This window comes from Adhaeribacter aquaticus DSM 16391, from assembly GCF_000473365.1.
Taxonomy (GTDB): domain Bacteria; phylum Bacteroidota; class Bacteroidia; order Cytophagales; family Hymenobacteraceae; genus Adhaeribacter; species Adhaeribacter aquaticus.
The window spans coordinates 292846-313278 of record NZ_KI421517.1 but is presented as its reverse complement, the minus strand read 5'-3'; the positions used below and the strand labels follow the sequence as shown (position 1 = coordinate 313278).

Below are 20433 nucleotides of genomic sequence, written 5' to 3'. Positions count from 1 at the left end.
GTATTTTCAAATTATTATATCTGAAAAATGGCATTTGCAAAAAATAAAAAATTAAACCAGGACTTCTCTAAAGTTACCATTAGCCTGGCGTCTCCGGAATCTATTCTGGAGCGTTCCAACGGTGAGGTAACGAAACCGGAAACCATCAACTACCGGACTTACAAGCCTGAAATGGGCGGTTTGTTCTGTGAGCGTATTTTTGGTCCGGTTAAAGATTGGGAATGCCACTGTGGTAAATATAAGCGAATCCGATATAAAGGCATTATTTGTGACCGTTGTGGGGTAGAGGTAACCGAGAAAAAGGTACGTCGTGAGCGCATGGGCCACATAGAGTTAGTTGTACCGGTAGCACATATCTGGTACTTCAAATCTTTGCCAAATAAAATTGGTTACCTGTTAGGTTTGCCAACCAAAAAATTAGACCAGATTATCTATTACGAAAGATATGTAGTAGTGCAGCCTGGTATTCTGGCTGAAGATGGCGTTAACCAACTGGACTTCTTAACGGAAGATGAGTATCTGGATATGATCGATAAGTTACCTCGTGAAAACCAGATGCTGGATAACAGCGATCCTAATAAATTTATCGCCAAAATGGGTGCGGATGCATTAGAGATGTTATTACAGCGGATTAACCTGGATGACTTATCTTACGACTTACGTTACTCAGCGGCTCACGAAACATCACAGCAACGTAAGGGCGAAGCCTTAAAACGTCTGCGGGTAGTTGAAGCTTTCCGGGATGCTGCAACTCGTATAGAGAACAGACCAGAGTGGATGGTAATCCGTATGGTGCCAGTTATTCCACCAGAATTGCGTCCGTTAGTTCCGTTGGATGGTGGCCGTTTTGCTACCTCTGACTTAAATGACTTATATCGTCGCGTTATCATCCGGAACAACCGTTTGAAACGGTTAATAGAAATTAAAGCGCCGGAAGTAATTCTGCGTAATGAGAAGCGTATGTTACAGGAAGCGGTTGACTCCTTGTTCGACAACTCTCGTAAAGTAAACGCAGTTCGTGCCGAAGGTAACCGTGCCTTGAAATCACTTTCAGATATGCTGAAAGGTAAGCAAGGTCGTTTCCGTCAAAATTTATTAGGTAAGCGGGTTGATTATTCTGGTCGTTCGGTTATTGTAGTAGGTCCTGAGTTAAAACTGCACGAATGCGGTCTGCCTAAAAATATGGCAGCTGAGTTATTCAAGCCGTTCATTATCCGCAAACTTATTGAACGGGGTATAGTTAAAACGGTAAAATCAGCAAAGAAAATTGTAGACCGGAAAGATCCGGTAGTGTGGGATATTTTAGAAAATGTTCTAAAAGGTCACCCAGTTCTTTTAAACCGGGCTCCTACGCTACACCGTCTAGGTATTCAAGCTTTCCAGCCAAAGTTAATTGAAGGTAAAGCTATTCAGTTACATCCATTAGTATGTACGGCATTCAACGCTGACTTTGATGGTGACCAGATGGCGGTGCACGTTCCATTAGGACCGGCAGCAATTCTGGAAGCCTCTATGTTAATGTTGGCCTCACATAATATTCTGAACCCTGCTAACGGTGCACCAATTGCAGTACCTTCTCAGGACATGGTTCTAGGTTTATATTATGTAACTAAAGGAAAACGTACTACTGAAAATGAAAATATTGCTGGTGAAGGCATGTCTTTCTACAGCGCAGAAGAAGTAGTTATTGCTATAAATGAAGGTCGTTTATCTAAACATGCTTTCATCAAAGTAAGAACTAAAGTACGTGATGAAAATGAACAACTGGTAACTAAAATTATTGAAACTGTTGCCGGCCGGGTATTATTCAATCAATTTGTTCCGGAAGAAGTTGGATTTGTGGATGAACTTTTAACAAAGAAAAAGTTACAGCAAATTATTTCCCGCGTATTCAAAGTAACCGGAATGGCGCGGACTGCTCAATTCCTAGACGATATCAAAACATTAGGATTCCAGACTGCCTTCAAAGGTGGCTTGTCAATGGGTCTTGGTGATATTGTTATTCCAAAAGAAAAAGATATTCTGGTAGCGCAGGCTAAAAAAGATGTAGATGCGGTTTGGGCTAACTACTCTATGGGTCTGATTACCGATAATGAGCGTTACAACCAGGTTATTGATATCTGGACACGTATTAACAACCAGATCACAGAAACTTTGATGGGCCGTCTGGAAAAAGACGACCAAGGCTTCAACTCAATCTATATGATGATGCACTCCGGAGCCCGTGGTTCCCGTGAGCAGATTCGTCAGTTAGGTGGTATGCGGGGTCTGATGGCGAAACCTCAAAAATCATTACAGGGTTCTGTAGGTGAAATTATTGAAAACCCGATCTTGTCTAACTTCAAAGAAGGCTTGGACGTAATCGAGTACTTTATTTCTACCCACGGTGCGCGTAAAGGTCTTGCCGATACTGCGCTTAAAACTGCGGATGCTGGTTACCTAACCCGTCGTCTGGTAGACGTATCTCAGGACGTGATTGTAAATGAGGTTGATTGTGGTACCTTACGTGGTCTTGAAGTAAGTGCTTTAAAAGATAATGAAGATATCGTAGAGTCACTTTCTGAGAGAATTTTAGGACGTGTTAATGTTCATGATATTATTGACCCGCTTAATAACGAGTTGATCCTAGAAGCAGGAAAAGAAATTACTGAAGAAATAACCAAACGTATTGATGCAACTAGCATTGAAACAGTGGAAATACGTTCAGTATTAACCTGTGAAAGCAAGCGTGGTATATGTGCAAAATGCTACGGCCGTAACTTAGCTTCTGGCCGCATGGTACAAAAAGGTGAAGCCGTAGGTGTTATTGCAGCACAATCTATTGGTGAGCCAGGTACTCAGTTAACACTTCGTACTTTCCACGTAGGTGGTACTGCTTCTAACATTGCAGTAGATGCCGCTATCCGGGCCAAATTTAATGGGGTTATTGAGTTCGAAGATGTTCGGACCATTGACACTGTTAACAATGAAGGAACTCCGGTTAAAGTAGTAATGGGACGTTCTGGTGAGGTAAGAGTAGTGGAGCCGGGTACAGGCAAAGTGTTAATCAGTAATCACGTACCATATGGTTCCTTCTTAATGGTTAAAGAAGGACAGGAAATTGCTAAAGGCGATGAAATATGTGTTTGGGATCCATATAACGCAGTAATCTTATCAGAATACGATGGTGTAATTGAGTATGAAGCCTTAATTGAAGGTGTTACTTACCGGGAGGAATCTGATGAACAAACTGGTCACCGGGAAAAAGTTATTATCGAAACCAAAGATAAAACTCAAAACCCATCTATTGCAGTTGCAGCTAGAAGTGGTGAGCGTAAAAGCTACAACATTCCGGTAGGGGCACACTTAACAGTAGAAGACGCAGAAAAGATAAGTGCAGGTCAGATTATTGCTAAGATTCCACGTGCTATTGGTAAAACCCGTGACATTACAGGTGGTCTGCCAAGAGTAACAGAATTATTTGAAGCCCGGAACCCATCTAATCCTGCTGTGGTTAGTGAAATAGACGGGGTAGTAACCTACGGTGGTATCAAACGTGGTAACCGTGAAATCTTCATCGAGTCTAAAGATGGCGTGAAGAAAAAATACATGGTGCCATTGTCTAAACATATCTTAGTTCAGGATAACGACTTTATCCGGGCTGGTATGCCATTATCTGATGGAGCCATTACACCAAACGACATATTGAATATTCAAGGCCCTGGTGCTGTACAAGAGTACCTGGTAAATGAAATTCAGGAGGTTTATCGTTTGCAGGGTGTAAAGATTAATGACAAACACATTGAAGTGGTAGTTCGTCAGATGATGCAGAAGGTAGTAGTAATGGATCCGGGAGATACTTCTTTCTTAGAGAATCAGGTAGTTGATAAGATAACATTTATCGAAGAAAACGACATGATTATCGATATGAAAGTAGTAGAAGATGCCGGTGATTCACCAAACCTGAAACCAGGTCAGATTGTTACAGCCAGAAGATTACGGGATGAAAACTCTAGCTTAAAACGCCGCGATTTACGTGTAGTAACTGTACGCGATGCACAGCCAGCTGTTTCTCGTCCAACTTTACAAGGTATTACACAGGCTTCCTTGGGTACGCAAAGCTTTATCTCTGCTGCTTCCTTCCAGGAAACAACTAAGGTATTAAGTGAGGCTGCTATCAGAGGTAAGGCAGATGAATTACTTGGCCTGAAAGAAAACGTAATTGTAGGTCACCTGATACCAGCTGGTACTGGTTTAAGAGAATATACAAAGTTAATTGTAGGGTCGAAAGAGGAATACGATAACTTAGTTTCTTCTAAACAAGCAACTAAAGCCCGTCAGGCGGAATTACAAAACAAATAATAATGGCAAAAGAGGCACCACAGGAAAATCAGATCAACATTGAGTTGAGCGAGGAGATTGCAGAAGGTCAATATGCTAATTTAGCTATGATTGCCCACTCCAGTAGTGAGTTTGTAATTGACTTTATCCGCTTGATGCCTGGTATCCCAAAAGCCAAAGTAAAAGCTAGAATTGTTATCACGCCAGAGCATGCTAAAAGACTATTAGCAGCTCTGGCTGATAATATCAAAAGGTTTGAAGAAAGCTTTGGTGATATAAAGCAAACTGTAGAAGAACCAAGCTTTCCAATGAATTTTGGAGGCAATATCGGTGAAGCTTAATTAATTATAAAAAATAAATGTTTGAATTTGCAAAAGGTTTTTTGTACCTTTGCAGACCAAAAAAATCAAGAAGAAGAGTTCTTATAAAAATTTAGTAAATGCCTACTATACAACAATTAGTACGAAAAGGTAGAGAAAAATTGACCACAAAGTCAAAATCTCCAGCCTTAGATTCTTGTCCACAGAGACGAGGGGTGTGCACCAGGGTTTATACAACAACCCCTAAGAAACCTAATTCCGCTATGCGTAAAGTTGCTCGTGTGCGCTTAACAAATGGGAAAGAGGTAAACGCTTACATACCGGGTGAAGGTCATAATTTACAGGAACACTCCATTGTGTTAATCAGAGGTGGCCGTGTAAAAGACTTACCAGGCGTTCGCTACCATATTATCCGCGGTGCATTAGATACTGCCGGTGTAAACGGAAGATTGCAAAGAAGATCTAAATACGGAGCAAAACGTCCGAAGCCAGGGCAACCAGCAGCTGCTGCAGGTAAAGGCGGTAAGAAAAAATAATAATACATTATTACTAAGATGAGAAAAGCAAAACCTAAGAAAAGACTTCTTCTTCCTGATCCAAAATATAAAGAAACATTAGTAACCCGTTTTGTAAACTACTTAATGTTTGATGGTAAGAAGAGTGTAGCTTATAATATATTCTACGATGCTTGCGACGTAGTAGAAAAACGTACTAAAGAAAACGGATTAGAGCAGTGGAGAAAGGCGTTAAATAATATTACGCCAAGTGTGGAAGTAAAAAGCCGTCGGGTAGGTGGTGCTACTTTCCAGGTTCCAACTGAAGTAAGACCAGACAGAAAGGTTTCTTTAGGAATGAAGTGGATGATTTTGTACGCTAGAAGACGTGGTGAGAAAACCATGACTGATAAATTAGCTGGTGAAATTATTGCTGCTGCCAAAGGCGAAGGTGCTGCGGTGAAGAAAAAAGATGATACACATAGAATGGCAGAAGCAAACAAAGCATTCTCCCACTTTAGATTCTAGAAATGGCGCGCGATTTAAAATTCACAAGAAATATAGGTATTGCTGCGCACATTGATGCTGGCAAGACCACTACCACTGAGCGTATTTTATATTATGCTGGTGTTAGTCATAAAATTGGGGAGGTGCACGATGGTGCAGCTACCATGGACTGGATGGAGCAAGAGCAGGAAAGAGGTATAACTATCACTTCTGCCGCTACAACAGTAAATTGGGAATACAGAGGCGATAAATACCACATCAACATTATTGATACTCCAGGTCACGTAGACTTTACAGTAGAGGTAAACCGTTCTTTACGGGTGTTGGATGGTTTAGTGTTTTTATTCTCAGCTGTTGATGGTGTAGAACCACAGTCTGAAACAAACTGGCGTTTAGCAAACAACTATAATGTTGCTCGTATTGGTTTCGTTAATAAAATGGACCGTTCAGGAGCTGATTTCTTAAATGTGGTTCGCCAGGTAAAAGAAATGTTAGGTAGCAACGCCGTAGCATTACAGTTACCAATTGGTGCTGAAGATGATTTCAAAGGTGTTGTTGACTTAGTAAACTTCAGAGGTATTGTTTGGAATGAGCACGATAAAGGTATGACCTTTACGGAGGTTCCAATTCCGGACGATATGTTAGAAGAGGCTACAGAATACCGCGAAAAATTATTAGAAGCAGTAGCTGATTACGATGAGTCATTAATGGAAAAATACTTCGATGATCCGGAAACGATCACAGAAGCAGAAATCATGAATGCATTGCGTAAAGCTACTATCGATATGGCAATCGTTCCTATGTTGTGTGGATCTTCTTTCAAAAACAAAGGAGTGCAAACAATGTTGGATTATGTAATGGCTCTTTGCCCATCGCCATTAGATAAAGAAAGCATCACTGGTACTAACCCTGATACAGGTGCAGAGGTAATAAGAAAGCCATCTGAATCAGAACCATTTGCAGCTTTAGCATTTAAAATTGCAACTGACCCTTATGTAGGCCGTCTTTGCTTTATTAGAGCTTATTCAGGCGTATTGGAATCAGGTTCGTATGTATTCAATACTCGTTCTAATAATAAAGAACGTATTTCCCGTATTTTCCAAATGCACGCCAACAAGCAAAATGCCATTGAGCGTTTAGGTGCTGGTGATATTGGAGCGGTAGTAGGTTTTAAAGATATCAAAACCGGAGATACCCTTTGTGCCCAGGATGCGAAAATTGTATTAGAAGCAATGGACTTCCCAGAACCAGTTATTGGATATGCCATTGAGCCAAAAACTCAAGCAGATGCTGATAAAATGGGTATGGCTATTGCTAAACTGGTAGAAGAAGATCCAACCTTACAAGTAAATACTGACCACGAAACAGGACAAACAATTCTACGTGGTATGGGAGAACTTCACCTGGAGATTATCATGGACCGTATGAAACGCGAGTTCAAGGTAGAAATCAACCAAGGTGCTCCTCAGGTAGCTTACAAAGAAACCATAACTTCTTCTGTTGAACACCGTGAAACTTACAAAAAGCAATCTGGTGGTCGTGGTAAATACGGTGATATCGTATTTGAAATAGGACCAAGAGAAGATGGAAAACCAGGATTGGAGTTTGTTAATGGAATTGTGGGTGGCGTAATTCCAAAAGAATTTATTCCAGCTATTCAAAAAGGTTTCGAGGAATCAATGAAAGAAGGCGTATTGGCAGGTTACCCAATCGAGTCAATGAAAGTGCGCTTATTCCACGGTTCTTATCATGATGTTGACTCTGATGCATTATCATTTGAATTAGCAGCTCGTCAAGGTTTTAAAGAAGCAGCCAGAAAATGTAGCCCAAGATTATTAGAACCAATAATGGCTATTGAGGTGGTAACACCTGACGAATATACAGGTCCGGTAACTGGTGACTTAAACCGTAGAAGAGGTTTAATGAAAGGTATGGATACTAAAGCTGGATCACAGGTAATAAAAGCAGATGTGCCTTTATCCGAACTGTTTGGTTATGTAACTGATTTAAGAACATTAACTTCAGGTCGTGCAACTGCAAACATTACTATTTCGCATTACGAGCAAGTGCCAACAAACTTGGCCGAGGCGATTGTAGCTAAAATAAAAGGTACTGGTAAATAGTTGAAACAAAAATGAACCAAAAAATAAGAATAAAATTAAAATCTTACGACCATAATTTAGTAGATAAATCTGCTGAAAAAATCGTAAAAGCGGTAAAAACTACCGGTGCCATAGTAAGTGGTCCAATTCCGTTACCAACAGAAAAGGATATATATACTGTATTACGTTCACCGCACGTTAACAAAAAAGCACGTGAGCAGTTTCAACTTTGTACTTATAAAAGATTAGTAGATATTTATTCTACTAGTTCAAAAACGGTTGATGCCTTAATGAAACTAGAATTACCAAGTGGTGTTGATGTTGAAATAAAGGTTTGATAAAGAACCAGACAAATAAAAAAAGAACCGGCATTTATGTCGGTTCTTTTTTTATCTTATTAATACAAAATAATTTACAAACAGTTTGTAAAAAGAAAAATAAAAGTAGTATCTTTGCACTCCCTTAGAGAAGGGAAGTAATCGTTTATTAGATAGAAATAATCAGAAAGTAGAATGCCTGGAATAATCGGTAGAAAAATCGGAATGACAAGCCTCTTCACACCTGACGGAAAAAGCGTAGCCGCTACGCTTATTGAGGCAGGTCCGTGTGTGGTAACACAAGTGAAAACAATTGAAGTAGATGGCTATAAGGCTGTTCAATTGGGCTATGGTGACAAAAAAGAGAAATTAGCAAACAAAGCTGAACTTGGTCACTTTAAAAAAGCAAACGCAACACCTAAGGTAAAAGTTGTTGAATTCAGAACAGATGCGGAAGATTTCAACTTAGGTGATACAATCAAGGCAGATCTTTTTGAAGAAGGTGAATTTTTGGATGTAGTAGGTACATCTAAAGGTAAAGGTTTTCAGGGAGTTGTAAAAAGATATAACTTTAGTGGTGTTGGTGGCCAAACCCACGGTCAGCACAACAGAGCAAGACACCCAGGTTCAATTGGAGCTTGTTCTTGGCCTTCTCGCGTATTCAAAGGTATGCGTATGGCGGGTCGTATGGGTAATGACAGAGTTAAAGTACAAAATTTAAGAGTACTACGTGTTATTGCCGATAAAAATTTAATTCTTGTTAGTGGTTCCGTTCCAGGTGCCAAAAATTCATTTGTAGTTTTAGAGAAATAAAATGGAGCTTTCTGTATTAAATAGCACAGGACAGGATACAGGTAGAAAGGTAACTCTTTCGGATGCGGTATTTGGTATTGAACCAAATACGCATGCTATGTATCTGGATGTAAAACAGTATCTGGCAAATCAACGCCAAGGTACTCATAAATCCAAGGAACGTAACGAGGTTTCTGGTACAACAAAAAAGCTGAAAAAGCAAAAAGGAACAGGTGGCGCTCGTGCAGGTAGCATGAAATCGCCAGTGTTTATTGGTGGTGGGCGTGTATTTGGTCCAAGACCAAGAAATTATAGCTTTAAACTTAATAAAAAGTTAAAGAACATAGCTCGTTTATCTGCTCTTTCAACCTTAGCAAGAAACAATAAAGTAGCTTTAGTGGATGCTTTTACTATTGAAGCACCAAAAACAAGTGCTTTTGCAGGTATCCTAACTAACTTGAAGGTTGCTGAACGCAAAACTTTAATTGTTACGGCTCAGAAAGATGAAAAAGTATATTTATCTAGCCGGAACTTGCAAAAAGTAAAAGTGGCTGAAGCAGCTAACTTAAATACTTACGATCTTTTAAATGCAGACACTTTACTGCTTACTGAAGATTCGTTAAAAACTTTAGAACAACTTTACAGCGCAGAATAATGCAAGTTTTAAAAAGACCTATCGTAACAGAAAAATTTACTTCCCAGAATGAGGTAGGTAAATATGCCTTTGAAGTAGATAAAAATGCTAATAAGGTAGAGATAAAAAAAGCTGTAGAAAAACTGTATGGCGTTACAGTTGAGAAAGTTTCTACAATGCGCACCCAAGGAAAGTTAAAGGTTAAAAATACAAAAGCCGGTGTAGTTAGTGGTCGTAAACCATTAGTTAAAAAAGCAATTGTGAGCCTGAAAGCAGGTGAAGTAATTGATTTTTATAGCGGCATTTAATTATAAATAAAAATGGCATTAAAAAAACTAAGACCAACAACACCAGGTCAAAGATTCAGAATAGCCCCGCAATTTGATGAAGTTACGGCTAAGGCTCCTGAAAAGTCTTTGTTGGCACCTATCAAAAAATCTGGTGGTAGAAACAATGATGGTAAAATGACCATGCGCTATGTAGGTGGTGGCCATAAGAAAAGATACCGGATCATTGACTTCAAAAGAACTAAGTTTGGTGTACCTGCTACTGTTAAAGCAATAGAGTACGATCCAAACAGAACAGCACGTATCGCATTATTATTTTATGCTGATGGTGAAAAGAGCTATATTTTAGCTCCAACCGGTTTAAAAGTAGACCAGGTTGTGGTTTCCGGACCAGACGTAGCGCCAGAGGTTGGAAATTGTTTACCTCTTTCTAATATACCTTTGGGAACTATTGTTCACAATATTGAATTAATGCCAGGTAATGGTGGTACCCTTGCCAGAAGCGCAGGTACTTATGCCCAGTTAGTGGCACGTGAGAGTAAATATGCGACTCTAAAATTACCTTCAGGGGAAATGAGAATGGTTTTGGTTACTTGTATGGCGACCATAGGTACAGTTTCAAACTCTGATCATATGAACGTTAACTTAGGCAAGGCTGGTAGAAGCCGCTGGTTAGGTATCCGTCCACGTGTAAGAGGTGTAGCTATGAACCCAGTAGATCACCCTATGGGTGGTGGTGAAGGTAAATCTTCAGGAGGTCAACCTAGATCTCGTAAAGGTTTATTTGCAAAAGGTAAGAAAACCAGAAATAAAAATAAATATTCAGAGAACCTGATTGTTAATAGAGGTAAAAAATAATGGGAAGATCATTAAAAAAAGGGCCATATATTGACTTCAGGCTCGAAAAGAAAGTAACTGCAATGGATGACAGCGGTAAAAAAGCTGTTATAAAGACTTGGTCACGTCGTTCCATGATTTCTCCTGACTTTGTAGGCCATACATTTGCTGTACACAATGGAAATAAATTTATTCCAGTTTATGTTACAGAAAATATGGTAGGTCACAAATTAGGAGAATTCGCTCCAACAAGAAACTTTAGAGGCCATATTGCTAAAAAAGATAAAGGTAAGAGATAATCATGGAAGCAGTAGCTAAATTAAAAAATGTACCTACCTCTCCTCGCAAAATGCGTTTAGTGGCAGGTTTGGTAAGAGGCCAGAGTGTTAACAAAGCTTTAGGTTTATTAAAGTTTGAAGCTAACGCTGGTGCAGAAAAAATAGAAAAGCTTTTATTATCAGCTTTATCTAACTGGCAACAGAAAAATGAGGATGCGAGAATAGAAGAATCTAACTTGTATATAAAAGAAATTAGAGTTGATGAAGGCAAAATGTTAAAGCGTCTTCGTCCTGCTCCACAAGGAAGAGGTCACCGTATCCGTAAAAGATCAAATCATGTAACGCTTGTAATTGACAGCCGCACAGAGGAAGAGATCAATGTTTCTAAAAAGTCAAATAAAGCGAAATAGTTTGTAATAATGGGACAAAAAGTTAATCCAGTAGGTTTAAGATTAGGAATCATCAAAGGATGGGATTCTAATTGGTATGGAGGAAAAGATTTCGCTGACAAACTCATCGAAGATGAGAAAATTAGAAAATATATACTAGCTCGTATTCCTAAAGGCGGAATTTCAAGAATTATTATTGAAAGAACACTTAAGCGGATAACCATTACAATCAACACTGCTCGTCCGGGCGTGGTAATTGGTAAAGGTGGTCAGGAAGTAGATAAAATTAAAGAAGAGTTAAAGAAAATCACCAGCAAAGATGTTCAAATAAACATCTACGAAATTAAGCGTCCAGAATTAGATGCTAAACTAGTTGGAGAATCTATCGCTCAACAATTACAGGCTCGTATTTCTTTCCGCCGTGCCATGAAGCAAGCTATTCAAGCTGCTTTACGTGTAGGTGCTGAAGGTATCAAGGTTCAAGTTTCTGGTCGGTTAGGTGGTGCTGAAATGGCCCGTACTGAACACTATAAAGAAGGTAGAACTCCATTGCATACTTTACGTGCTGATATTGATTATGCTTTATCAGAAGCACAGACTGTATATGGCAAATTAGGTATTAAAGTGTGGATCTTCAAAGGTGAAGTTTTTGGTAAAAAAGACTTATCACCTAACCAGGAACCAGCTAAGCCTGCTAATGCACAAGGTGGTAACGAGCGTGGATCACGTGGTGATAACCGGAATGATCGTGGTGGTGACCGTGGTGGCCGTAGAGCTGGTGGTGAATTCGGTTCTAAAGACCGGAAAGATAACAATGGCGGACCACGCCGGAACAATAACTCTGGCGGCGGCGGAAACCGTGGCGGCAGAAGATAATTTATAAGACAATATCAAAATAGATATAGAAGATGTTACAGCCGAAAAGGACCGTATATAGAAAAATGCAGAAGGGTAGAGTTAAAGGGTTAGCCCATCGTGGTAGCTCTATCTCCTTCGGATCATTTGCTATAAAATCATTGGAAGCTTCCTGGATTACCAGCCGTCAAATTGAAGCTGCTCGTATTGCCATGACCCGTGCTATGAAACGTGAAGGTCAGGTTTGGATCCGGATATTCCCAGATAAACCTATTACTAAAAAGCCAGCTGAAGTTCGGATGGGTAAAGGTAAAGGTTCCCCAGAGTATTGGGTAGCAGTAGTAAAACCAGGAACGATTTTATTTGAATCTGATGGTGTTCCATTAGAAACTGCCCAAGAATCTTTAAGATTGGCGGCACAAAAGCTTCCAGTAAAAACAAAATTTGTAGTACGTAGAGATTACGTAGAGAAATAGTTATGAAATATTCAGAAATCCAAGCTCTGTCACTGGAAGAGTTGAAAGAGCGCGTTAATGCAGAAGTAACAAATGGCCAAACGCTAAGATTTGCGCATTCTATTTCTCCATTAGAAAACCCTTTAAGAATTAATCAATCACGTAAATTGATTGCGCGTCTTAGAACTGAATTAAGAAAACGTGAATTAGAGGCAACTTCTAAATAACAATTACAATGGAAGATAGAAATCTAAGAAAAGAAAGAACCGGTAAGGTTGTCAGCAATAAAATGGACAAATCTATTACCGTATTAGTCGAAAGCAGAACTAAACACCCTATATATGGTAAGTTCTTAACTAAGTCTAATAAATTTATGGCTCACGACGAAAAGAACGAATGTGGCATCGGTGATGTTGTTCGTATTATGGAAACTCGTCCATTGAGCAAAACAAAGAACTGGCGTTTAGTCGAAATAATAGAAAGAGCGAAATAATATGGTACAGCAGGAATCAAGATTATCTGTAGCAGATAACAGTGGAGCCAAAGAAGTTTTGGTTATCCGGGTATTGGGTGGTACAGGCAAAAAATACGCTTCTATCGGTGATAAAATCGTAGTAACTGTAAAATCAGCTTTATCCTCTGGCAACGTAAAAAAAGGCGCTGTTTCAAAAGCAGTAGTAGTTAGAACTAAAAAAGAAATTCGTCGCAAAGATGGTTCTTATATTCGTTTTGACGATAACGCTGCTGTTTTATTAAACAACAACGATGAGCCTAGAGGTACTCGTATCTTCGGACCAGTTGCACGTGAATTACGTGAAAAACAATTTATGAAAATCGTATCATTAGCTCCTGAAGTATTATAGAATGAAAGCAAAAGTTGAACAAAAACATAAGCTTCATGTTAAAACTGGCGATACTGTTAAAGTTATTGCTGGTGATGACAAAGGGAAGACTGGCCGTATCATATCTGTGAAGACTGATACAAATAAAGTTGTAGTGGAAGGAATTAATATTGTTTCCAAAGCAAACAAACCAAGTGCTAAAAACCCAAATGGTGGAATCACTAAGTTAGAAGCTCCAATTAACGCAAGCAATGTACAATTAGTAGATGCCACAGGTGTTGCTGTTCGTACAGGTAAAAAATTAGGAGACAATGGTAAGCTGCAACGTTACTCTAAAAAATCAGGAGATTTAATATAATGGCAACTGCTAGATTAAAAGAAAAATATACAAATGAAATCGTTCCTGCTTTAAAGGAGCGTTTTCAATACAAGAGCATCATGCAGGTTCCTAAAATTACCAAAATCTGCATCAATAAAGGTATTGGTAGTGCTGTGTCTGATAAGAAATTAGTAGACGTAGGAGTAGAAGAATTATCTACTATTGCTGGTCAGAAAGCAGTAGCAACTAAGGCTAAAACTTCAGTTTCTAACTTTAAGTTAAGAGAAGGTATGCCAATTGGAGCTCGTGTTACTTTACGCGGCGACAAAATGTATGAATTCCTGGATCGGTTAACAACTATTGCTCTTCCTCGGGTTCGTGACTTCAGAGGTGTTAGCGATAAAGGATTTGATGGCCGTGGTAATTATACTTTAGGCGTGAAGGAACAAATTATCTTCCCTGAAATCAGTATTGATAAAATTAAAGCAATATCAGGAATGGATATTACTTTTGTAACTACTGCTCAAAACGATGAAGAGAGCTATGAGTTATTAAAAGCGTTTGGTATGCCGTTCATGAATATAAAGAAATAGACCAATGGCTAAAGAATCAGTTAAAGCTAGAGAATTAAAAAGACAAAAACTTGTTGCTAAATTTGCTGAAAAAAGAAAAGCATTAAAAGCAGCTGGTGATTGGGATGGTTTAGATAAGTTACCGAAGAATGCTTCTCCGGTACGTTTGCATAACCGCGATAAAATAAACGGTCGTCCAAGAGGATATATGCGTAAATTCGGCATTTCCCGGGTTACGTTCCGTGAATTGGCTTCTGCAGGTAAAATACCAGGTGTAACAAAAGCTAGTTGGTAATTTTTTCTGTAGATTATTAAAATAAAAAAATAATTAGTATCTTTGCGGCTCTTTTAACAAAAGGAGCCAATAAATTTTATTCATAATGAATACAGATCCAATAGCAGATTATTTAACTAGGCTAAGAAATGCAATTAAAGCAAATCACCGCATAGTTGAAATTCCAGCAAGTAAAATCAAAAAAGAGATTACGCGTGTGCTGCATGAAAAAGGTTATATCCAAAGCTACCGCTTTGATGACTCATCAGTACAAGGTACCATAAAGATTGCGCTTAAATATAATCCAAGCACAAAGCAATCTGCTATTGTTAACCTGGAACGTGTAAGCAAACCTGGTTTACGTAAATACTCTCATTTTGAGAATTTACCACGGGTATTAAATGGTTTAGGTATTGCTATTCTTTCAACTTCCAAAGGTGTTGTTACTGAAAAAGAAGCAAAATCCCTTAATGTTGGTGGTGAAGTTTTGTGTTACGTTTATTAAGAGAACTTAAACTATGTCACGTATAGGAAAATTACCCATTACTGTGCCGGCTAACGTAGATGTTACCCTAAGCCAGGAAAATTTAGTAACTGTAAAAGGGCCTAAAGGTTCTTTATCTACTCAGGTAGATAGAGATATCATTATCAACCAAGTTGATGGCACTTTATCAGTTGAAAGACCAACAGAACAAAAACGTCACAAAGCCATGCACGGTTTATACCGGTCTCTAATCAACAATATGATTAAAGGGGTAAGTGAAGGATTCAGAGAGCAATTAGAATTAGTTGGGGTAGGTTACAAGGCTACTGTTACAGGAGCTACTTTAGAACTTGCTTTAGGTTATTCTCATAATATTTTCCTTGCCTTACCTCAGGAAGTAAAAGCAACTGCTGTTACTGAAAAAGGTAAAGCTCCTTTAATTACTTTAGAATGTAACGATAAACAACTTTTAGGGCAAATTGCTGCTAAGATTAGGTCGTTACGGAAAGTTGAACCATACAAGGGTAAAGGTATCCGTTTTGTTGGTGAAGAAATCAGAAGAAAAGCTGGTAAAACAGCCTCTAAATAATAACTGTCATGGCAGTAAATAAATCAGAAAGAAGAAACCGTATTAAAAAGAGTATCAGAAGCAAGATTTCTGGTACAGCTGAACGTCCCCGTTTATCAGTTTTCCGCAGCAATAAAAATATTTATGCGCAATTAATTGATGATGTAGCTGGCAAAACATTAGTGGCAGTATCATCTGCACAGGTTGTTGAAGGTAGCACTGGTAAAGCGGAAGCTTCATCTACGGTTGGCAAAGAATTAGCTGCAAAAGCGCAAGAGCAAGGAATTACGTCAGTAGTTTTTGACCGTTCAGGTTACTTGTATCATGGTCGCGTTAAATCATTAGCAGAAGGAGCCAGAGAAGCTGGTCTTAAATTTTAATATATGTCACAGAATAACTTACGTGTTGTAAAAGCGAGTGAGATTGACCTCAAAGAAAAAGTTGTGGCAATCAAGCGTGTAGCTAAAGTAGTAAAAGGTGGTAGAAGATTCAGTTTTTCTGCTATCGTTGTAGTTGGTGATGGAAATGGTACAGTAGGATACGGTTTAGGAAAAGCAAATGAAGTAACAGATGCTATTGCTAAAGGTATTGATGATGCTAAAAAGAACTTAGTTAAAGTTCCTATTTACCATCATACAGTTCCTCATTCAATTGAAGGCAAATTTTCAGGTGGTTTTGTGTTAGTAAAACCAGCTGCTGCCGGTACAGGTGTAATAGCCGGAGGTGCAATGCGTGCCGTTTTTGAAAGTGCAGGTATTAAAGACGTTTTAGCTAAATCTAAAGGTTCTTCCAATCCTCATAACGTGGTAAAAGCAACTTTTGATGCTTTATCAAAAATGAGAGATCCATTAGCTGTTGCACAACAAAGAGGAATTTCTTTACAGAAAGTTTTTAACGGATAAGGGGAAATGGCACAGATAACTATTAAGCAAGTAAAAAGTATTATTGACCGCCCAGAAAGACAAAAGCTTACAATGAAAGCTTTAGGTTTGGGTAAACTTAACAAATCTGTTACAGTTGAAGAAACTCCTCAGATTAAAGGTATGGTTCAGAAAGTGCAACATCTGGTAGAAGTTAAAAAATAGTAAATATGAATCTGAGTTCATTACAGCCTGCTGAAGGAGCTGTTAAAAATAGAAAAAGAATAGGTAGAGGAACAGGTTCTGGTCGTGGTGGAACTTCCACACGTGGTCATAAAGGAGCTAAATCTCGTTCTGGTTATAGCCAGAAAACAGGTTTTGAAGGTGGTCAAATGCCACTTCAAAGACGTGTACCTAAATTTGGTTTCAAAAATTTCAACCGTGTTGAATTTACAGGAGTTAATTTAGATGTTTTACAATCTTTAGTAGAGAAAGACAATGCTCAAACTATTGATTTAAATTACTTAAAAGCTCACGGTTTAATATCTAAAAATAATAGAGTAAAGATACTTGGCAGAGGTGAATTAACCAGCCAGGTTGAAGTACATGCACATGCCTTTTCTAAATCAGCTATAGCTTCAATAGAAAAAGCTGGAGGAAAAGTAATTACTCTATAAATTATTTTTATGAAGAAGTTAATAACAACGTTTAAGAACATCTTCGCAATTGAAGACCTAAGGATTCGTATTTTGAATACCTTAGGCTTTATTGCTATATTTCGTTTAGGTTCTTATGTTGTTTTACCCGGTGTAGATCCTAACCGATTACAATCTAACTCGCAAGGGATTTTTGGTTTATTAGATACCTTATTAGGAGGAGCATTTAGTAATGCTTCTATTTTTGCATTAGGTATAATGCCATACATTTCTGCTTCTATTGTTTTACAACTTTTAACTATTGCAGTTCCTTATTTTCAGAAATTGCAAAAAGAAGGGGAATCAGGCAGAAAGAAAATTAACCAATACACCCGTGTTTTAACTATTGCCATTACGGCAGCTCAATCATTTGGTTTTATTCAAACTATAAATGCTGAAGCTATTGTAGTAGATCCTTTTTGGTTTACCATCTCTTCAATATTTATCTTAACTGCAGGTACTGTATTTTGTATGTGGTTAGGGGAGAAAATAACAGACAAAGGTATTGGCAATGGTATATCTATGTTAATTATGATAGGTATAGCATCCAGGTTACCAGGTGCTATTATTGCTGAAGCCTTATCTAAAAGGTTAAATGGTGCCTTAATATTTATTTTAGAATTAATTATTCTATACTTTGTGGTAATGGCTGTAGTCATGCTAACACAAGCCATTAGAAGAATTCCTATTCAATATGCTAAACAAGTAGGAGGTACTACTCAATATAGTGGACAGCGCCAATTCATTCCATTAAAAGTTAATGCGGCTGGTGTTATGCCTATTATATTTGCTCAATCATTAATGTTTTTGCCTTCTTTAATAGCTTCTATTTGGCGTGACACAAGTGATATGGCCAATTATATTGGTACTACCTTTTCTGATTACACTAGTTGGCAATATAACCTGTTGTTTGGTTTATTGATTTTGGTTTTCACCTATTTCTATACAGCTATAAGTGTTAATCCGGACCAAATTTCTAATGATTTAAAGAGAAGTGGTGGTTTTATTCCAGGTATTAAACCAGGATTAGCTACCTCAGAATTTATTGGTGGAATTCTAGATAGAATTACTTTACCAGGTGCCATATTCTTAGCAGTTATTGCTATACTACCATCTATTGCTATGCTTTTAGGTGTAACAAGAGAATTCTCGGCCTTCTTTGGCGGTACTTCTTTGATAATTATGGTGGGTGTTGTTTTAGATACTATTAACCAAGTTGAAAGTTATTTACTAATGAAACACTATGATGGTATGATGAAATCAGGCAAGTTAAAAGGCCGGTCTCAGAATAATATTGCCATGGCTTCATAAGAATGGTTATTTACAAAACAGAAGAAGATATAGAAGTTCTCCGTGAGGGAGCAAAAATTCTTAGCCAAACTCACGGAGAAATCGCTTCGTTAATTAATGAAGGTGTCAAAACCAAAACATTAGATAAACGGGCGGAAGAATTTATACATGATTTTGGTGGTAAGCCATCCTTTAAAGGATATAATGGCTTCCCATTTAGTTTATGTATATCAGTCAATTCGGTAGTTGTACATGGATTTCCTGGTGAATACGAACTTAAATCTGGAGATGTTATTTCTATTGACTGCGGCGTATTTTATAAAGGATACCACACTGATAGTGCTTATACACATGCTGTAGGTAATGTAGATCCGGCAGTTGCTAAACTTTTAGAGGTTACCAAAGCTTCTTTATATTTAGGTATTGAAAAAGCAACTGTAGGAAATAGAATGGGTGACCTCTCTTCAACAATTCAGACCTTCGTTGAAAAAGAAGGAATGTCAGTGGTAAGAGAATTAGTAGGACATGGCATTGGAAGGAACTTACACGAAGCTCCTGAGGTTCCTAACTACGGAAAACGTGGACAAGGATTAAAACTTCAAAATGGTTTAGTGTTGGCTATTGAACCAATGGTTAATCTTGGGTCTAAACATATAGTACAAGAAGCGGATGGTTGGACCATTCGTACTAGAGATAATAAACCGTCTGCTCATTTTGAGCATACTGTAGTAATTAGGAAAGATAAAGCAGAAGTTTTAACAACTTTTGATTACATAGAAAAGCGAGTTTAAAGTATATGGCAAAACAGTCTTCTATAGAACAAGACGGAACTATCGTGGAGGCGTTATCTAATGCGATGTTTCGTGTTGAATTAGAAAACGGACATCAAGTAATTTCTCACATTTCAGGTAAAATGAGAATGCATTATATTAAAATTTTACCTGGAGACAAAGTAAAAATTGAAATGTCGCCATATGATTTGTCTAAAGGAAGAATAGTATACCGTTATAAATAAAATGAAAGTTAAAGCATCAGTTAAAAAGAGAAGCGCTGACTGTAAAGTTATCCGTCGGAAAGGAAAACTTTATGTGATCAACAAGAAGAACCCACGTTATAAACAAAGACAAGGATAATTAATAATATGGCTAGAATAGCAGGAGTAGATATTCCGGATAAAAAAAGAGGCGAGATAGCCTTGACCTATATCTATGGTATTGGTCGCAAACTTTCTCAAACCATCTTAACTAAAGCGGGCGTTAGCTTAGATAAAAAAGTTAATGAATGGACTGAAGAAGAAGCTGGTGCTATCCGTTCAGTAATTGCAGCGGAACATAAAACTGAAGGTGTTCTTCGTTCTGAAGTTCAACTACACATTAAGCGCTTAATGGACATTGGTTCTTACCGTGGCTTACGTCATCGTAAAGGCTTGCCTGTGAGAGGTCAGCGGACTAAAAACAATACGCGTACCCGTAAAGGTAAACGTAAGACAGTTGCTAATAAGAAAAAGGCTACTAAATAATTAATATAATGGCTCAAAAGAGAAAAGATAAAGCTAAGAAACGTGTTGTAGTTGTGGAAGCTACAGGTCAGGTTCATATTAAAGCTTCTTTCAATAACATCATTATTTCCATTACCAACAACAATGGCCAGGTTATTTCTTGGGCATCTGCTGGTAAAATGGGCTTTAGAGGTTCTAAAAAGAATACTCCTTACGCAGCTCAGATGGCCGCCTCTGATTGTGCTAAAGTGGCACATGAATTAGGCTTGCGGAAAGCTGAAGTGTTTGTTAAAGGTCCTGGTGCAGGTAGAGAATCAGCTATTCGTACTGTACAAAATGCAGGTATTGAAGTTACCACTATTAAAGATGTAACGCCTTTACCACACAATGGATGCAGACCTCCAAAACGTAGAAGAGTATAAAAATTGTAAATTAAAGCTTTCC

32 protein-coding genes are annotated in these 20433 nt (G+C 38.2%); all 32 read left to right on the top strand.

Features of this window, described 5'->3' with window-relative positions:
- Positions 1-27: 27 nt before the first annotated feature.
- Positions 28-4341, top strand: coding sequence for a DNA-directed RNA polymerase subunit beta' (gene rpoC / locus ADHAQ_RS0103300; protein ID WP_026461718.1), 4314 nt, complete (start codon positions 28-30; stop codon positions 4339-4341).
- A 2-nt stretch (positions 4342-4343) separates the two neighbouring features.
- Positions 4344-4661 (top strand): DUF3467 domain-containing protein, encoded by a 318-nt coding sequence (locus ADHAQ_RS0103295; RefSeq protein WP_026461717.1) that lies wholly within the window; start codon positions 4344-4346, stop codon positions 4659-4661.
- 98 nt (positions 4662-4759) lie between these two features.
- Positions 4760-5176 carry a 30S ribosomal protein S12 gene (gene rpsL, locus ADHAQ_RS0103290; RefSeq protein WP_026461716.1) on the top strand — a complete coding sequence of 139 codons (417 nt, stop codon included), beginning with the start codon at positions 4760-4762 and terminating at the stop codon, positions 5174-5176.
- An 18-nt stretch (positions 5177-5194) separates the two neighbouring features.
- Entirely contained in the window at positions 5195-5662 is a 468-nt protein-coding gene (rpsG, locus tag ADHAQ_RS0103285; protein ID WP_026461715.1) for a 30S ribosomal protein S7, read from the top strand.
- A 2-nt stretch (positions 5663-5664) separates the two neighbouring features.
- Positions 5665-7764: an elongation factor G gene (fusA, locus tag ADHAQ_RS0103280; protein ID WP_026461714.1), complete on the top strand. Its 2100-nt coding sequence runs from the start codon at positions 5665-5667 to the stop codon at positions 7762-7764.
- A gap of 11 nt (positions 7765-7775) precedes the next feature.
- Complete coding sequence (gene rpsJ, locus ADHAQ_RS0103275; protein WP_026461713.1) at positions 7776-8081, top strand: 30S ribosomal protein S10; 306 nt, start codon at positions 7776-7778, stop codon at positions 8079-8081.
- 174 nt (positions 8082-8255) lie between these two features.
- Positions 8256-8873: a 50S ribosomal protein L3 gene (gene rplC / locus ADHAQ_RS0103270; protein WP_026461712.1), complete on the top strand. Its 618-nt coding sequence runs from the start codon at positions 8256-8258 to the stop codon at positions 8871-8873.
- A 1-nt stretch (position 8874) separates the two neighbouring features.
- A complete protein-coding gene (gene rplD, locus ADHAQ_RS0103265; RefSeq protein ID WP_026461711.1) occupies positions 8875-9507 on the top strand; it encodes a 50S ribosomal protein L4 in 633 nt (210 codons plus the stop codon).
- Positions 9507-9794 carry a 50S ribosomal protein L23 gene (gene rplW, locus ADHAQ_RS0103260; protein WP_026461710.1) on the top strand — a complete coding sequence of 96 codons (288 nt, stop codon included), beginning with the start codon at positions 9507-9509 and terminating at the stop codon, positions 9792-9794. Before rplD ends, rplW begins: the two co-directional genes overlap by 1 nt.
- A gap of 12 nt (positions 9795-9806) precedes the next feature.
- The gene (rplB, locus tag ADHAQ_RS0103255) at positions 9807-10631 is read left to right on the top strand and encodes a 50S ribosomal protein L2 (RefSeq protein WP_026461709.1); all 825 of its coding nucleotides are present in this window, start codon (positions 9807-9809) and stop codon (positions 10629-10631) included.
- Positions 10631-10909: a 30S ribosomal protein S19 gene (rpsS, locus tag ADHAQ_RS0103250; protein ID WP_026461708.1), complete on the top strand. Its 279-nt coding sequence runs from the start codon at positions 10631-10633 to the stop codon at positions 10907-10909. Before rplB ends, rpsS begins: the two co-directional genes overlap by 1 nt.
- 2 nt (positions 10910-10911) lie before the next feature.
- The gene (gene rplV / locus ADHAQ_RS0103245) at positions 10912-11298 is read left to right on the top strand and encodes a 50S ribosomal protein L22 (protein WP_026461707.1); all 387 of its coding nucleotides are present in this window, start codon (positions 10912-10914) and stop codon (positions 11296-11298) included.
- A gap of 9 nt (positions 11299-11307) precedes the next feature.
- Positions 11308-12153, top strand: coding sequence for a 30S ribosomal protein S3 (rpsC, locus tag ADHAQ_RS0103240; RefSeq protein WP_026461706.1), 846 nt, complete (start codon positions 11308-11310; stop codon positions 12151-12153).
- A 32-nt stretch (positions 12154-12185) separates the two neighbouring features.
- On the top strand, positions 12186-12608 hold the full coding sequence (rplP, locus tag ADHAQ_RS0103235; protein ID WP_026461705.1) for a 50S ribosomal protein L16: 423 nt from the start codon (positions 12186-12188) through the stop codon (positions 12606-12608).
- A 2-nt stretch (positions 12609-12610) separates the two neighbouring features.
- Positions 12611-12814: a 50S ribosomal protein L29 gene (gene rpmC, locus ADHAQ_RS0103230; RefSeq protein ID WP_026461704.1), complete on the top strand. Its 204-nt coding sequence runs from the start codon at positions 12611-12613 to the stop codon at positions 12812-12814.
- 8 nt (positions 12815-12822) lie between these two features.
- Positions 12823-13080, top strand: coding sequence for a 30S ribosomal protein S17 (rpsQ, locus tag ADHAQ_RS0103225; protein WP_026461703.1), 258 nt, complete (start codon positions 12823-12825; stop codon positions 13078-13080).
- A gap of 1 nt (position 13081) precedes the next feature.
- Positions 13082-13450, top strand: coding sequence for a 50S ribosomal protein L14 (rplN, locus tag ADHAQ_RS0103220; protein WP_026461702.1), 369 nt, complete (start codon positions 13082-13084; stop codon positions 13448-13450).
- A 1-nt stretch (position 13451) separates the two neighbouring features.
- Complete coding sequence (gene rplX, locus ADHAQ_RS0103215) at positions 13452-13787, top strand: 50S ribosomal protein L24 (RefSeq protein WP_026461701.1); 336 nt, start codon at positions 13452-13454, stop codon at positions 13785-13787.
- A complete protein-coding gene (rplE, locus tag ADHAQ_RS0103210) occupies positions 13787-14341 on the top strand; it encodes a 50S ribosomal protein L5 (protein ID WP_026461700.1) in 555 nt (184 codons plus the stop codon). Before rplX ends, rplE begins: the two co-directional genes overlap by 1 nt.
- A gap of 4 nt (positions 14342-14345) precedes the next feature.
- Positions 14346-14615: a 30S ribosomal protein S14 gene (rpsN, locus tag ADHAQ_RS0103205; protein WP_026461699.1), complete on the top strand. Its 270-nt coding sequence runs from the start codon at positions 14346-14348 to the stop codon at positions 14613-14615.
- Between the two features lie 85 nt (positions 14616-14700).
- Positions 14701-15099 (top strand): 30S ribosomal protein S8, encoded by a 399-nt coding sequence (gene rpsH / locus ADHAQ_RS0103200; RefSeq protein WP_026461698.1) that lies wholly within the window; start codon positions 14701-14703, stop codon positions 15097-15099.
- Positions 15100-15112: 13 nt separating this feature from the next.
- A complete protein-coding gene (rplF, locus tag ADHAQ_RS0103195) occupies positions 15113-15667 on the top strand; it encodes a 50S ribosomal protein L6 (RefSeq protein ID WP_026461697.1) in 555 nt (184 codons plus the stop codon).
- Positions 15668-15675: 8 nt separating this feature from the next.
- Positions 15676-16026 carry a 50S ribosomal protein L18 gene (gene rplR, locus ADHAQ_RS27795; protein WP_026461696.1) on the top strand — a complete coding sequence of 117 codons (351 nt, stop codon included), beginning with the start codon at positions 15676-15678 and terminating at the stop codon, positions 16024-16026.
- 3 nt (positions 16027-16029) lie between these two features.
- Positions 16030-16548, top strand: coding sequence for a 30S ribosomal protein S5 (rpsE, locus tag ADHAQ_RS27790; protein ID WP_026461695.1), 519 nt, complete (start codon positions 16030-16032; stop codon positions 16546-16548).
- Positions 16549-16554: 6 nt separating this feature from the next.
- Positions 16555-16731 (top strand): 50S ribosomal protein L30, encoded by a 177-nt coding sequence (gene rpmD, locus ADHAQ_RS0103180; RefSeq protein WP_026461694.1) that lies wholly within the window; start codon positions 16555-16557, stop codon positions 16729-16731.
- Positions 16732-16736: 5 nt separating this feature from the next.
- On the top strand, positions 16737-17183 hold the full coding sequence (gene rplO / locus ADHAQ_RS0103175; RefSeq protein ID WP_026461693.1) for a 50S ribosomal protein L15: 447 nt from the start codon (positions 16737-16739) through the stop codon (positions 17181-17183).
- Positions 17184-17192: 9 nt separating this feature from the next.
- Positions 17193-18512 (top strand): preprotein translocase subunit SecY, encoded by a 1320-nt coding sequence (gene secY, locus ADHAQ_RS0103170; RefSeq protein ID WP_026461692.1) that lies wholly within the window; start codon positions 17193-17195, stop codon positions 18510-18512.
- Positions 18513-18514: 2 nt separating this feature from the next.
- Complete coding sequence (gene map, locus ADHAQ_RS0103165; RefSeq protein ID WP_026461691.1) at positions 18515-19282, top strand: type I methionyl aminopeptidase; 768 nt, start codon at positions 18515-18517, stop codon at positions 19280-19282.
- 5 nt (positions 19283-19287) lie between these two features.
- On the top strand, positions 19288-19506 hold the full coding sequence (infA, locus tag ADHAQ_RS0103160; protein WP_026461690.1) for a translation initiation factor IF-1: 219 nt from the start codon (positions 19288-19290) through the stop codon (positions 19504-19506).
- A gap of 1 nt (position 19507) precedes the next feature.
- Positions 19508-19624, top strand: a complete 117-nt coding sequence (gene ykgO / locus ADHAQ_RS24400) for a type B 50S ribosomal protein L36 (protein ID WP_034256541.1) — start codon at positions 19508-19510, stop codon at positions 19622-19624.
- A gap of 8 nt (positions 19625-19632) precedes the next feature.
- On the top strand, positions 19633-20010 hold the full coding sequence (gene rpsM / locus ADHAQ_RS0103155) for a 30S ribosomal protein S13 (RefSeq protein ID WP_026461689.1): 378 nt from the start codon (positions 19633-19635) through the stop codon (positions 20008-20010).
- An 8-nt stretch (positions 20011-20018) separates the two neighbouring features.
- Positions 20019-20411 carry a 30S ribosomal protein S11 gene (rpsK, locus tag ADHAQ_RS0103150; protein WP_026461688.1) on the top strand — a complete coding sequence of 131 codons (393 nt, stop codon included), beginning with the start codon at positions 20019-20021 and terminating at the stop codon, positions 20409-20411.
- Positions 20412-20433 lie beyond the last annotated feature (22 nt).

Coding starts and splice junctions, on each gene's coding strand:
- rpoC (WP_026461718.1), top strand. CDS start 28: ATGGCATTTGCAAAAAATAAAAAATTAAACCAGGACTTCTCTAAAGTT.
- ADHAQ_RS0103295 (WP_026461717.1), top strand. CDS start 4,344: ATGGCAAAAGAGGCACCACAGGAAAATCAGATCAACATTGAGTTGAGC.
- rpsL (WP_026461716.1), top strand. CDS start 4,760: ATGCCTACTATACAACAATTAGTACGAAAAGGTAGAGAAAAATTGACC.
- rpsG (WP_026461715.1), top strand. CDS start 5,195: ATGAGAAAAGCAAAACCTAAGAAAAGACTTCTTCTTCCTGATCCAAAA.
- fusA (WP_026461714.1), top strand. CDS start 5,665: ATGGCGCGCGATTTAAAATTCACAAGAAATATAGGTATTGCTGCGCAC.
- rpsJ (WP_026461713.1), top strand. CDS start 7,776: ATGAACCAAAAAATAAGAATAAAATTAAAATCTTACGACCATAATTTA.
- rplC (WP_026461712.1), top strand. CDS start 8,256: ATGCCTGGAATAATCGGTAGAAAAATCGGAATGACAAGCCTCTTCACA.
- rplD (WP_026461711.1), top strand. CDS start 8,875: ATGGAGCTTTCTGTATTAAATAGCACAGGACAGGATACAGGTAGAAAG.
- rplW (WP_026461710.1), top strand. CDS start 9,507: ATGCAAGTTTTAAAAAGACCTATCGTAACAGAAAAATTTACTTCCCAG.
- rplB (WP_026461709.1), top strand. CDS start 9,807: ATGGCATTAAAAAAACTAAGACCAACAACACCAGGTCAAAGATTCAGA.
- rpsS (WP_026461708.1), top strand. CDS start 10,631: ATGGGAAGATCATTAAAAAAAGGGCCATATATTGACTTCAGGCTCGAA.
- rplV (WP_026461707.1), top strand. CDS start 10,912: ATGGAAGCAGTAGCTAAATTAAAAAATGTACCTACCTCTCCTCGCAAA.
- rpsC (WP_026461706.1), top strand. CDS start 11,308: ATGGGACAAAAAGTTAATCCAGTAGGTTTAAGATTAGGAATCATCAAA.
- rplP (WP_026461705.1), top strand. CDS start 12,186: ATGTTACAGCCGAAAAGGACCGTATATAGAAAAATGCAGAAGGGTAGA.
- rpmC (WP_026461704.1), top strand. CDS start 12,611: ATGAAATATTCAGAAATCCAAGCTCTGTCACTGGAAGAGTTGAAAGAG.
- rpsQ (WP_026461703.1), top strand. CDS start 12,823: ATGGAAGATAGAAATCTAAGAAAAGAAAGAACCGGTAAGGTTGTCAGC.
- rplN (WP_026461702.1), top strand. CDS start 13,082: ATGGTACAGCAGGAATCAAGATTATCTGTAGCAGATAACAGTGGAGCC.
- rplX (WP_026461701.1), top strand. CDS start 13,452: ATGAAAGCAAAAGTTGAACAAAAACATAAGCTTCATGTTAAAACTGGC.
- rplE (WP_026461700.1), top strand. CDS start 13,787: ATGGCAACTGCTAGATTAAAAGAAAAATATACAAATGAAATCGTTCCT.
- rpsN (WP_026461699.1), top strand. CDS start 14,346: ATGGCTAAAGAATCAGTTAAAGCTAGAGAATTAAAAAGACAAAAACTT.
- rpsH (WP_026461698.1), top strand. CDS start 14,701: ATGAATACAGATCCAATAGCAGATTATTTAACTAGGCTAAGAAATGCA.
- rplF (WP_026461697.1), top strand. CDS start 15,113: ATGTCACGTATAGGAAAATTACCCATTACTGTGCCGGCTAACGTAGAT.
- rplR (WP_026461696.1), top strand. CDS start 15,676: ATGGCAGTAAATAAATCAGAAAGAAGAAACCGTATTAAAAAGAGTATC.
- rpsE (WP_026461695.1), top strand. CDS start 16,030: ATGTCACAGAATAACTTACGTGTTGTAAAAGCGAGTGAGATTGACCTC.
- rpmD (WP_026461694.1), top strand. CDS start 16,555: ATGGCACAGATAACTATTAAGCAAGTAAAAAGTATTATTGACCGCCCA.
- rplO (WP_026461693.1), top strand. CDS start 16,737: ATGAATCTGAGTTCATTACAGCCTGCTGAAGGAGCTGTTAAAAATAGA.
- secY (WP_026461692.1), top strand. CDS start 17,193: ATGAAGAAGTTAATAACAACGTTTAAGAACATCTTCGCAATTGAAGAC.
- map (WP_026461691.1), top strand. CDS start 18,515: ATGGTTATTTACAAAACAGAAGAAGATATAGAAGTTCTCCGTGAGGGA.
- infA (WP_026461690.1), top strand. CDS start 19,288: ATGGCAAAACAGTCTTCTATAGAACAAGACGGAACTATCGTGGAGGCG.
- ykgO (WP_034256541.1), top strand. CDS start 19,508: ATGAAAGTTAAAGCATCAGTTAAAAAGAGAAGCGCTGACTGTAAAGTT.
- rpsM (WP_026461689.1), top strand. CDS start 19,633: ATGGCTAGAATAGCAGGAGTAGATATTCCGGATAAAAAAAGAGGCGAG.
- rpsK (WP_026461688.1), top strand. CDS start 20,019: ATGGCTCAAAAGAGAAAAGATAAAGCTAAGAAACGTGTTGTAGTTGTG.